General features: G+C 36.4%; 12 protein-coding genes, 1 tRNA gene and 2 pseudogenes. 8 read left to right on the forward strand and 7 right to left on the reverse strand.

Features of this window, described 5'->3' with window-relative positions; all coding sequences use genetic code 11:
- The 6 genes and pseudogenes from IHO40_RS02365 to IHO40_RS02385 form a co-directional block, all read left to right on the forward strand.
- A pseudogene (locus IHO40_RS02365) lies at nt 1–451 on the forward strand (WD0745 family porin); the annotation flags it as partial.
- Nucleotides 452–764: 313 nt separating this feature from the next.
- A complete protein-coding gene (locus IHO40_RS05775; protein WP_255585959.1) occupies nt 765–929 on the forward strand; it encodes a baseplate hub domain-containing protein in 165 nt (54 codons plus the stop codon).
- Nucleotides 930–1,060: 131 nt separating this feature from the next.
- On the forward strand, nt 1,061–1,582 hold the full coding sequence (locus IHO40_RS05780) for a DUF2163 domain-containing protein (protein WP_255585960.1): 522 nt from the start codon (nt 1,061–1,063) through the stop codon (nt 1,580–1,582).
- Nucleotides 1,583–1,612: 30 nt separating this feature from the next.
- Nucleotides 1,613–1,699: transfer RNA gene (locus tag IHO40_RS02375), tRNA-Ser, on the forward strand.
- A gap of 26 nt (nt 1,700–1,725) precedes the next feature.
- On the forward strand, nt 1,726–2,355 hold the full coding sequence (locus IHO40_RS02380) for a ferredoxin reductase domain-containing protein (RefSeq protein WP_225536581.1): 630 nt from the start codon (nt 1,726–1,728) through the stop codon (nt 2,353–2,355).
- The gene (locus IHO40_RS02385) at nt 2,339–2,857 is read left to right on the forward strand and encodes a 5-formyltetrahydrofolate cyclo-ligase (RefSeq protein ID WP_225536582.1); all 519 of its coding nucleotides are present in this window, start codon (nt 2,339–2,341) and stop codon (nt 2,855–2,857) included. Before IHO40_RS02380 ends, IHO40_RS02385 begins: the two co-directional genes overlap by 17 nt.
- Nucleotides 2,858–3,149: 292 nt before the next feature.
- Here the strand turns inward: IHO40_RS02385 and IHO40_RS06020 are convergent, their stop codons facing one another.
- On the reverse strand, nt 3,150–3,452 hold the full coding sequence (locus tag IHO40_RS06020) for a Fic family protein (protein WP_225536583.1): 303 nt from the start codon (nt 3,450–3,452) through the stop codon (nt 3,150–3,152).
- Nucleotides 3,453–3,480: 28 nt separating this feature from the next.
- Complete coding sequence (locus IHO40_RS06025) at nt 3,481–3,708, reverse strand: Fic/DOC family N-terminal domain-containing protein (protein WP_225536593.1); 228 nt, start codon at nt 3,706–3,708, stop codon at nt 3,481–3,483.
- 409 nt (nt 3,709–4,117) lie between these two features.
- On the opposite strand from IHO40_RS06025, the gene era reads away from it, so the two are divergent.
- On the forward strand, nt 4,118–5,002 hold the full coding sequence (gene era, locus IHO40_RS02400) for a GTPase Era (RefSeq protein ID WP_225536584.1): 885 nt from the start codon (nt 4,118–4,120) through the stop codon (nt 5,000–5,002).
- Nucleotides 4,995–5,813 (forward strand): 3'-5' exonuclease, encoded by an 819-nt coding sequence (locus IHO40_RS02405; RefSeq protein WP_225536585.1) that lies wholly within the window; start codon nt 4,995–4,997, stop codon nt 5,811–5,813. Before era ends, IHO40_RS02405 begins: the two co-directional genes overlap by 8 nt.
- An 87-nt stretch (nt 5,814–5,900) precedes the next feature.
- Here the strand turns inward: IHO40_RS02405 and IHO40_RS06030 are convergent.
- From IHO40_RS06030 to IHO40_RS02435, 5 genes and pseudogenes are all read right to left on the reverse strand, one after another.
- A pseudogene (locus IHO40_RS06030) lies at nt 5,901–7,330 on the reverse strand (phage terminase large subunit family protein).
- Nucleotides 7,331–7,749: 419 nt separating this feature from the next.
- Nucleotides 7,750–8,595 carry an SPFH domain-containing protein gene (locus tag IHO40_RS02420; protein WP_410543353.1) on the reverse strand — a complete coding sequence of 282 codons (846 nt, stop codon included), beginning with the start codon at nt 8,593–8,595 and terminating at the stop codon, nt 7,750–7,752.
- Nucleotides 8,596–8,602: 7 nt separating this feature from the next.
- Nucleotides 8,603–9,592, reverse strand: coding sequence for a M23 family metallopeptidase (locus IHO40_RS02425; protein ID WP_225536589.1), 990 nt, complete (start codon nt 9,590–9,592; stop codon nt 8,603–8,605).
- Nucleotides 9,593–9,595: 3 nt separating this feature from the next.
- A complete protein-coding gene (locus IHO40_RS02430) occupies nt 9,596–10,345 on the reverse strand; it encodes a YebC/PmpR family DNA-binding transcriptional regulator (RefSeq protein WP_225536590.1) in 750 nt (249 codons plus the stop codon).
- A 47-nt stretch (nt 10,346–10,392) separates the two neighbouring features.
- Nucleotides 10,393–11,136 (reverse strand): outer membrane protein assembly factor BamD, encoded by a 744-nt coding sequence (locus tag IHO40_RS02435; RefSeq protein ID WP_225536591.1) that lies wholly within the window; start codon nt 11,134–11,136, stop codon nt 10,393–10,395.
- Nucleotides 11,137–11,295 lie beyond the last annotated feature (159 nt).

The following is an 11,295-nucleotide window of genomic DNA, read 5'->3' on the forward strand; positions in this document are numbered from 1 at the left end:
AGGCATAAAACTTGCTACCTCCTTTGCATGTTTGGGCAAATCTGGTCAACCAAAGGTTATTAAAGAGCTGAAAGGGACTAGCTATGATAAACTCTCTGATACTGACAAAAGAATGGAAGGGCTGGAAGCTCAGTTTAATGGAGATGATAAAAACACCATGTATTGGACTGCAGGTGCTGGTTATCAATATGAGAGCTTCTATACGAGCTTAACATACTTTGGTAGTAAAATGAGTGATGGAGGTAAGCTCCATGATGTTGCACTTGGTGTTCAGTACGATCTCTCTCCTGCTTGCAGTAAGAGTAAATTTGTTCCTTATGCAGCCCTTCATTACTTTATGGCTGATGAGAAGCAAGTAGACAGTTATAAGATTACAAAGGAGGGTAGTGATGAAGTAGTACCTTATAATAAAGGAGTTCTCTTCCTCACTGGCATGAAATTTTCTTTCTAGTTGGCAATAATACACGCCACGGTTGTGGTGTGTACCTTGTCTGCTAGTGTTTGTTTATTGATCAGATGAACATAAGGCATTATTTCAGTGTGTAACAAATTCTATGGATACTTGTTTTAATTCACACAACAAGTAGTGTCATCCCAGTGCGTGATGCGCGACTAGTATAAACGTTTGTTTTAATTCGCATAAAATGTTCGTACAGCTGTGTGTCACGCACTGGAATGACACCTAATCAGATAATGGGTAAAACCGGAATAACCATTTATCTATCTTCCGTTTTTAAATTCAATCAATTGAATAGAAGGCAACTATGCAAACCACGTTAAAAACCCATTTAGTTGGAGAGTTACTTACCATTGCTTACAGCTGGAAATTAATGCTTGCAGACGGAAAAGTGATGGGATTCACTGATTACGATGAGGATTTGAGTATCGATAATATACTCCATAAGTCTTCCAAGTGGATTTACAGCTAGCAGCATAATATTAAACAGCGACCTAAAGACTGATAATCTGGATAATTGAGGGAATATTAAATAGCGATGACATTAAAGAAGAATAGGTCTTGTCGGGAAAATACGACTTTGCAAACATTGAGATATTTCTTATGAACTACAAGGGTTTTAGCCAGGGAAAGGTGAATCTATATTCAGGAACTTTTGACAAAATAACATTAAATAGTGGGAGGTCTATCATTGAAATTAGAGGGCTCGCGACAAAGCTTGAGAGGAGCATAGCAAAATTATATTCCCCTGTATGCAAAGCACAATTTTGCGATGGTAGGTGTAAAGCCGATGCTAAAAAGCTCAGTAGAATAAGCACAATTACTAAAGTAATAGACGCAAGAAGATTCGAAGACACTAATTTTGTCGAGAACGATGGATATTATAAGCACGGATTAGTAAAATTCTTTGATTCAGCAACACACGCAGCATTTGAAGCTATAGCGAAGGAACACAGAAATAAAGTAGTTACATTGTTTACTTCGCTTCCATATCAAATTTCTTCTGGGAATAAATATTCGATATTCTCAGGTTGCGATAAAACATTTTCAACTTGTAAAAATAAATTCCACAATATTGTAAATTTCCGTGGTGAACCATATGTACCTGGTTTTGAATTTGCTTAGCAGCACAATTTTCAATATCATAAGTAGTGTGGAAAGGTGGCTGAGTGGTCTAAAGCACACGCTTGGAGAGCGTGCACATATGAAAATATGTCGGGGGTTCGAATCCCCCCTTTTCCGTGTAGTATGCACGCGAGAACAAAAACATGAAAAACATAATGCTGATTGGTGGTGGAGTTGGAAATGCAGTATTGTTTTCAATAGGAAAAGCTTGTCTTGAAAATAATAATAGAGTTTTATACTTTGCTGGCTATAGGAAATTAAATGATGTATTTAAACAAGCACTGATAGAGCGTGCATCAAGTACAGTGGTTTGGGCATGTGAAGAAGGATTGATAGAAACAAACAGGGATCAAGACAAATCTTTTCATGGTAATGTAATTGGCGCAATAATCTCTTATCAAAGGGGAATATTAGGCGATACCGCGATTAATTTAGACGCTATAGATAAAATTATTACTATCGGTTCTGATAAAATGATGAAGGCCGTAAATGAAGCAAGAAAAAAGATTTTAAAGCCATATTTGAAATCTAGCCACATAGCAATATCGTCAGTTAACTCGCCTATGCAGTGCATGATGAAAGAAATCTGCGCTCAGTGTGTGCAGCGGCATATAAATACGAAAACAGGAGAAGAGAATTATGTGTATAGTTGCAGCAATCAAGACCAGGACATGGAGTTTGTTGACTTTGATTTTCTAAGTGAGCGCTTGAAACAAAACAGTTTACAAGAAAAGCTCGCTGCAAAATGGATAGACCATGTTCAAAGACATTAAACAACAAAAAGAGGAAATAAGAGAGCAATATAGGGCTATAAGAAAAAACATCGATAAGAACTATTCCAGTTATGCAACAAATTCTCTTATTAATCTTTTCAATCAGAACTTAAATTGCATTAGAGGCAAAATAATTGCAGCTTATATTCCAATTGATGGGGAAATAAATGTTGTACCCCTGATGCATAACTTGCTCAATTTAGGCTATAGAGTGGCAATTCCTAATGAAAATAAGCTGCTGAGGTTTAAAGAATGGAGTAAAACAGGTAAAAATATAATTCCCGATACGATTATCACTCCAGTTATTGCTTTTGATAATCATCTTAATAGATTGGGTTTTGGTGGTGGTTGGTATGATGCGGTAATAAAAGAACTGCGGCCACTTGGCAAAATATTTATAGGTGTAGCTTATGAAAAACAATATTGTGGAAATCTGCTAATAGAAGAACACGACCAAAAATTAGATATTACAATCACCGAGACACGTGTTAGGTATAGGTAGTGGCTCTTCTAAAGTCTTCAAAATATCAGTTACACAGTAAACCCTATCTCCCTTTCCCTCAAAAGTTTGTGAAACAATGTCTAATTACAGTAAAGTAAGGGTTTACAGCTAAATATCTTATAATATCACTCGCAACTCCTTCAGTTTTAGGACTTTGCTAACTCGTAATTAAATTGTCAATTTGTTCTGCCCCCGATAATACGTCCAACGATTGCAACGCTACACTATTTAAGAAATAAAAGAACCAATCATGCCACGTACCTTTGCTGCTTATATTATAAAGTTGTATGTATTATTCACTTTGCGTAGCTTCGAAGAATGCGCTTAAATATAACAAAAGCGATGATAATAACTTTCTTTCAATAAGGAGTAATGTTATGAGTAGACGTCCAATACGCTCATTGCCTCGCAAGAACGGGTGAATTGCCTCAAATTGATAATGGTATAAAGCTATGTGTATGAGTAGGTATGTCCTATTATATAGAAACTTTTCAAAAGAGTGCAGGCAATCTATCAACCCACCTGGTGTTGGTGGAACGTATTTTGCTGAGTTTATTGTATACCTAGAGCTCCAATCCAGTTCTGCACACGGCAAAACTCTCCTAGAGTTGCATGAGAACCTCTTACACCTTGTATAAGCTTTCCGTGAATTTCTTAATCAACTGAAGCAACAGTGGAAAGGACTGTAAACGTTTGAGTCCATAATCAAGCGCTGATATATAATTGTGCACTTCTTGTAAATCATCGGGGTTGCGATCTACATTAGCACCTGCTTTTCTTGAGCCGAAACTTTCACCGAGAGTTGCTTGGGTCCCCTCGATTCTACTTGAAAGGACTGCTTCACGTGCTATATAAAGGGTCGTATGAGGAGATGAGGATTAGGCAATTGAGCTCTTTCCCTGGAATAGCATACCCAAAACATGATCTTCTCTAGAGAGACTATCGACTAAATCACTGTCCCATTCAAATTTTGGTGGCAAGGGATTGAGTATAAATACCTGATAACCAGCGAGAGTGCATTAACGACCTTATCTGATGGTGATTTAATATCTATTCATTCAGCTCCAGCATACCATTTTTTATGGTATATATTATTTTCGAAAAAGTCAAAAACGAAAATAAAGCTTATCTTAACGGTGATAGATTTTTTGCATTATGGTAAGAAATTTTCAAAGCAAGCTATGCAAGAGATCTAATGATGTGGTAGATGTCATTTAAGTAGCTTGACACTAGAACCCAGTTTTCTTTACAATCCCCCTCGTGAAAGAAAAAAAATGTTTATTTGTCACTATAGCCGGTTTACCAAATGCTGGGAAGTCTACTCTGATTAACAGCATTGTAGGCAAGAAGATTGCAATTGTTACTCCCAAAGTGCAGACAACGAGAACACAAATAAGGGGTATTGCAATATGCAATGACACACAAATTATTTTTACTGATTCTCCGGGAATATTTTCGGCAGAAACGAAACTTGAGAAAACTCTAGTCAAATCTGCATGGTCAGCAATCAAGGGTAATGACATCACTTTGTTGCTGGTTGATACGAACAATTATTTAAAAAATATAGAGAGAATCAGAACTATATTTGCGCAGCTGCAGCGCACAAAAGGCAGATGTATTTTGGTTATCAATAAGATTGATCTGGTGAAAAAACCTGAGTTAAAGATGGCGTATGAACATCTGAATTTACTTTATAGGTTTGAAATGATTTTTACAATATCAGCATTAAAGAGTGATGGACTTTCTGATTTGATCAGTTATTTATCTGAAGTTGCACCAGTGAGTCCTTGGTTTTATAGAAAAGGTCAAATAACCGATTCCTCGACGAATTTCTTATCAGCGGAAATTACGAGGGAAAAATTATTCTTGAATTTACGTGAAGAATTGCCATATTCTATAGCTGTCATAACTGAACAAATTCAGGAGAAAAAAGATAAGAGTTTAATCATAAAACAGGTCATATTTGTGCTGAGGGATAGCCATAAGAAAATAGTACTAGGAAAAGATGGCAGTAATATTAAAAAAATTTGCATCGAGTCACGTGTTGAGCTGGAGAAGTTATTCGAGTGTAAAGTTCACCTGTTCTTATTCGTGAAAGTGCGGCATTGGACTGACCGTCCTGAGGAGTATATAAGCGATGCTTAATTCTTTATTGGTATTTGATATTGAGACTATACCAGATATAAACTCCTGCAAAAATTTATTCAATATTCGTGATAATAGTGGTGTAGAAGAGAAAAGGGACGCGTTAACAAAATATTACCTCGAAATAACAAACGGACAAAACCCTTTTCTTCGTCAGCCTTTCCACCAAATTGTAGTTATCAGTTTTTTACTCTGCAATATAAGTTGCAGAAATGGTTATGAGGTGTTCACACTACAGGAAATTAGGTCTGGCGGTACACTAAATTCTAGTGAAAAAGAGCTAGTGAAGGGGTTTTTCAATTATATGTCAGAAAAAAGGCCAAGGTTAGTCTCATTTAATGGACGTACTTTTGATATACCAGTGTTGAAGTACCGTGCTATGGTTCATGGCATTCAAGCAGAATATTTTCATAAAGCTGGTAATAAGTGGAATAGCTATAATCAAAGATACAGTAGTGATTGGCATTGCGATTTACTTGAATCCCTTTCTGATTTTGGAGCCTCCGCAAGAGTAAAAATGAACGAAGTTTGTGCAGCGCTTAATCTTCCTGGTAAAATTGGGGTTGATGGGTCGCAAGTTATGGGTTTATATGATAACGGCAAGATGCAAGAGATTCGAGAATACTGTGAAACAGACGTAATTAACACTTATTTGATTTACTTGAGATTTGTGCACCATCAAGGAAGAATCACTACCGAGAGCTACAACAAGAGTGTGGAAGAGTTACTTTTAGAATGCGAAAAAAAAGCACATCTGAAAAATTTTAAAGGAGAATGGGAAATAACTTGTGGCGGAAAGTTTTATATTTGAATCTAGAAGGCGTCAAGCACTGGAATTATACCTCTAGTGTTATCCAAGTATCGTCTACTTGGATGACACCCTTCTGTTAGGTTCAAATTATAATGTTCGTATAGCTGCAACCCGATAGATACCTTCTTTCATCCACTGCAGATATTGTACGGTACTGTCGACTTGGTTATTGTGATGTGCTTCTGGAGACATTCAAACCTCATACTCGAAATCATTTAACCTACTACTTGGTGGGGCAGAAAAACTTTTCCAGACTCTATAGTCAGGACAATCTGGTGGAATCGGGCAAGTTTGTCATCATGTGGTACTATTTCGATGATTGGTAAATCATCGTTTGCCTTCAGCTCTTGTACCAATTGCTTACCGCTTGTTTTTGCTTCAATTAAAATTACGTGTAAGGACAAAACTTGCTCTTTAAGTTTTGGATACTCGAGCCTTGCATGATATACATCGAGTAAATAAAACTTATTGCCCACTTTTGTCCAGGTAGTGCAGACGCTGAAGTTACTAGAGTTGCTCATTGAAACCGAAGTGTTCCAACTTTGTGTTACATGCGAGAGATTGTCAGGAAAATTTCTATAGCGCTTCAGCTGAAAGCAGTAGAGGGTTTGTTGATATTGAGCAGCAAAAGCGTAGCTCCCAAGTTCAGCCTTTATCATCTCAACTTCTTCTTTCTCTCCATAAAAATGATATAATAACTGACCTTCTTCTCTTGAATATATTCTTGCAGGTGGTGTCATGTAAGTAGCTGATACTGGTTTATTACTGGTGTGCCCATCTTTAGTTACTTGGATGACAAGAACAAGAAAAGTAAGCTCTGGCTTTTTGATTGAATAAATAACCTCCTTATTTTCAGATACCATCGGTAAGCAAATATGGTGCCATATATTTTTTGGCTTAGAGAGAAGGTGTCCGGTTAAATCTTCCAGGTGGAACCTGTGAATCACAAGAACAATTACTCCTTTTTTTCTATTGTTGAGCCTGCTTACTAAAGTCTGGTCAAACCAGTTTGTAGCACGCTTTCTAAGCGTTTCGCTCAAAGCTTGAGTGGAGCTTAGTGGATCCATCCACGATAATGAAATCACCGCCTTCACCGGCCAATGTTCTTCCAACGGACGTTGCGATTATTTATTCTCTCTGAACTGTTTGAAATTTGTATTTGACGTTCTGCTCTTTGGACAGTTCTATCTCCGGAAATAACTCTTGATACCAATCCGATTGCATTACGCACCTTATGTCAAGCGAGTGCTTTTCGCTCAGCTGCTGAGAATAGCTTGCAACTATTATTCTCGCAGTTGGCTGATTGTCTAGTATCCACGCGGGCCACGTAACACTAACGCACATGGACTTCATCGAGTGCGGTAGCATATTGAATATTATTTGCCTCATTTTGCCAACACTTGCTGCTTCAAGCTCTCTACTATGACTTTTGTATACTGATAGCCATTATACTCACATCCCGGCATCACCGTTTTAAAGCATAGCTCAATGAATTTTAGAAAGTCTATGTTTTCCATATTAGTCTCCTGTCATTCCAACCCCTATGATGTCACCCAAGCAGCCTTTTCTTGTCATCCTAGTACTTGATACTGAATCTAGAATATACTTTAGTTATAAATACTAAGAAATTTACCAAATAAAAAAAGGCAAAAGAAACCCAGTTAGCTAGTTATTCACTATCTATCTTTTAAATTGGCATTTTTTTTATTGTCTTAAACGCTTTAACAAACGCATTTTAGCTTATACTAGGTAAAAACCTTGAAAGTTTATAAGGGCATGAGGTGCACATAGTGCAAAAAATTAAACAACAGTACCCCAAGTACATTGAGTTTTTTTGTTGTTTAATCTGTACGGAATGAAGATAAATAATAACTTCAGTGCTATGGTAAGGAGGTTGTAGGAATTTGTCAAGCAAATTTTTCGTTGAGCTTCTGTACTAATTATTATCTAAGCTAATTGTTGGTTGTGCATCTTGTTCAGAAATGAGGGCAACTAGTAGGTTATTTATCAATTGAATCTTTTGCTTCCCATCCAATTGTATGCTTTTATTTTTTTCAAAATGGGCTATTATCTCCTCGATAATTCCTATTGCATTTTGCACTATATGCTTTCTTGCAGAGGTGATAGCGTGTGCTTGTTGACGCCTCAGCATTGCTTGTGCAATTTCAGAAGAATACGCTAAATGCGATATTCGCGCTTCTGTAACTTCAATTCCCGCAATATCCAGTCTTTGTTGTAACATTGAACGCAATTCACCTGAAATTTTATCAGAATTTTTACGTAAAGATTCCTCATCGCTTTCGCTGTCGTAAGGGTAATTGCTCGCTAGTTCTCTAATTACCGAGTCACTTTGCACGAAAACGAACTCATAATAATTATTCACATTATAATATGCCTTTGCGGGGCTGTTTACTCTCCAAACAATCACTACTGAAATCTCTATTGGATTTCCATTTGCATCATTCACTTTAATTTTTTCTGTGTTGATATTTTGAAATTTCAGAGAAACAACATGTTTTGTTGAAAATGGCAGTGTAATAAACACCCCAGGTTTAAAATAAGTTCCAATATAATGACCAAGAAATTCTACCACCCTTGCTTCATTGGTGTTATTAATGAAAAATCCTTGAGAAAGAAACAACACTGAAATAGCAGCAATTCCAAGTACAATTGCACTATTGTATACTACAAAAAATACCGACAAAATTAATCCTAGCACTATTAGTGCAGGACAAACTCGGAGCTGACTTAAATTTTTATCATTTATCGTATTCTTATCAATATTGTCTTTAAACTTCTTTTTCACCTGAGCTCTCCCTGTTGACCGTTTTATCTATCCTATTTACAAATAGTTTAAACTCACTTAGTTCGTGACCAAGTAGCCTTATTTTGTTTTTATGTGCTATTGTAAGTGGGTCAATGTGTTTACCATTATATATGATCTCGTAATGTAAGTGGGGTCCTGTGGCAACACCAGTGCTACCAACGTAAGCGATAACCTGTCCCTGCTTTACTTTGGAGCCTAATTTCACATCACTATTAAATTTACTCATATGTGCATAGCAGGTTGAATACCCATTTTTATGTTTTATTTTGATGTACTTACCATACCCTCCGTTATTTCCTATATATTCTATTACACCTTCTGCAGCAGCGTATATAGGAGTACCAAATTTAGCTGCATAATCTACTCCTTTGTGAAAAACAACTTTACCATGAACAGGGTGCTTTCTATTCCCAAATTTCGAAGATATACGGTAATCTCCATTTAACGGATTTATAAAAGCTTTGCTACCTCTTAGGCTTATTCCCCCTTTATCAAAATATCCTTCTTGACCGTTTTGTGACTCATAATGATGTAAGCGATTAGCTTTTTTGTTCGTTGTCAGTGAGGTGTATAAAAATTTTTCTTCAGCCTTCTGATTACTAGGCAACCTTTCAAAAAGAACCTCCAATTTACTCCCTGGCATGATATCTTTTTTCAAGTCTACACCAAAATCCTTATATGTGTCGATTAATCTCATCACTGTATTTTGGACCAAACCTTGTTCAATTTCCGTGGTAAAAAAAGAAGATTTTATGTTACTAGATATGAATAACAACCTTTTGTCATGTACTAAGTTTCCTACGTTGCTTTCTTTTATTAGAACAGCTTGACTACTTGAATCCATGACTTTTTTTTTTCTGATTCCGTGCTGAAATGATACCGAGGGATCTGCAGATGCCTCAATGGTGTGAAGCGGTAAAATAAAAAGTAGTATGAATACGATTAGTTCCATAACTTAGGCTGCAAAATTATCACCAGCAAAAGTAAAATTACCTTCAACGTACTGTACATCATCATTACCTTCGAACTCTTCAACCAATGCAGATAATTTATCAATTAATTCCTTATCGCTAACTTCAATCAGATCCTTTGGTTGCCATGAAAGACGAGCAAGTTCTGGCTCTCCAAATTTTGCATAAAAAGCATCACGCACTTTACCAAAATCTTTTACTTCACAGGTTATAACGTACAATTCTTCTTTGTTATTTTCCTCAATATTCAATACTTTTAATTCAATTCCGTAATCAAACAAATCTTCAAAGTTTGCGCCTTCTGCTTTATAGATGATTAAGCCTACACGATCGAAAAGGTAACTAACACTTCCTGTTTCTCCCAAATTCCCACCCTTGCGAGAGAACATATAACGCACCTCAGAAGCAGCCCGGTTGCGGTTATTCGTTAGAGCATGAACAATAAGTGCAGTGCCAGAAGGTCCATAGCCCTCATATTGTATTTCCTCATAATTTCCTCCTACAACACTGCCAGTTGCGTTTTTTATTGCTGTTTTTATTTTATCTCTTGGCAAATTTTCCTTACGTGCAGCAAATATAGCAGAACGAAGACGTGGATTGAGTTTAGGATCAGGTGGCCCTTGCTTTGCAGCAACTGTTATTTCTCTAATGAGCTTAGTAAATTTTTGAGAGCGCTTTGCATCCTGAGCGCCTTTCCGGTGTTTTATATTTAAAAATTGTGAATGACCAGCCATATTCAAATAGTTACAAACCTAAATTATATATAAAAGTATAGAGAAGACTAAAGCGAATTTTCAAGTTTGCTGCTCTCACATGGAACTTCGTCTTTCCTTTTGAAGTTTCCTGCTAATATACTTTTATACTGCTGAGCTTCCAGGTCAAGACCAAGGGCTGAATGAGCTGCTATTAAATAGTTAATAGATCTAGAAAAATAGCTAGAATCTTTACTGCTTGTTACATTTTGAAAACGCTTGATTGCTGCTAGATATTCACCACGCCTTAAGTAGAACCTACCAATAGAATATTCCTTTGCTGATATATGTTCTGTGACTAGCTTTACTTTTTCCTTCATCTCTTCTGTATGTTCACTATCTGGAAAGAGACTGATATACTCAGCGGCTAGCTCTAAAGCTTTATATGCCGTTTGTTGCCCGAGTTGTACTTTATTGATTTGCATATAATAAAACAATACCCTTAGGTAGTACACATACGGTAAGTCTTCACTATTTGAATAAATCTGTATATAATCGTCCATATCACTCGCAGCACTGCTATAGTTACCCATATTGTAGCGAGAAATGCCAGATAACAATTTTGCTTTCATCGCCCAGTAAGAAAAGGGATACAAATCTTCAATTTTTTGAAATGCTCTGATGGCTTGTTTATATTTTTTCTGGTCAAAAAGCTTAACAGCCTCCTTATATAGCTCAGTTTCACTTTTTTCGAGATGAACATCATTATTCGCATACGATTGCGTAAAGGAATAAATCAGAAGAATAAAACACGTGATTAAAGTCTTATACATAAGATTTTTTTGATCAAAATAAAGTATAGACTAAATATTATCTAAATAAATAAATTTCTGAAAATAGACTTCTCACATAACAAATTTTTGACAGAGCATTAGTGTTCAATAGAAACGAAAAAAACTACTTAAAGATTCCTCCGGTTTCCTTATCATAGT

The organism is Wolbachia endosymbiont of Mansonella ozzardi (genome assembly GCF_020278625.1).
Taxonomy (GTDB): Bacteria; Pseudomonadota; Alphaproteobacteria; order Rickettsiales; family Anaplasmataceae; genus Wolbachia.

What these genes read in the sequence shown, in the direction of transcription:
- IHO40_RS02425 (WP_225536589.1), bottom strand. Translation starts at nt 9,592, where the DNA reads ATGGAACTAATCGTATTCATACTACTTTTTATTTTACCGCTTCACACC.
- IHO40_RS02435 (WP_225536591.1), bottom strand. Translation starts at nt 11,136, where the DNA reads ATGTATAAGACTTTAATCACGTGTTTTATTCTTCTGATTTATTCCTTT.
- IHO40_RS05780 (WP_255585960.1), top strand. Translation starts at nt 1,061, where the DNA reads ATGAACTACAAGGGTTTTAGCCAGGGAAAGGTGAATCTATATTCAGGA.
- IHO40_RS02430 (WP_225536590.1), bottom strand. Translation starts at nt 10,345, where the DNA reads ATGGCTGGTCATTCACAATTTTTAAATATAAAACACCGGAAAGGCGCT.
- IHO40_RS02405 (WP_225536585.1), top strand. Translation starts at nt 4,995, where the DNA reads ATGCTTAATTCTTTATTGGTATTTGATATTGAGACTATACCAGATATA.
- IHO40_RS02385 (WP_225536582.1), top strand. Translation starts at nt 2,339, where the DNA reads ATGTTCAAAGACATTAAACAACAAAAAGAGGAAATAAGAGAGCAATAT.
- IHO40_RS02380 (WP_225536581.1), top strand. Translation starts at nt 1,726, where the DNA reads ATGAAAAACATAATGCTGATTGGTGGTGGAGTTGGAAATGCAGTATTG.
- IHO40_RS05775 (WP_255585959.1), top strand. Translation starts at nt 765, where the DNA reads ATGCAAACCACGTTAAAAACCCATTTAGTTGGAGAGTTACTTACCATT.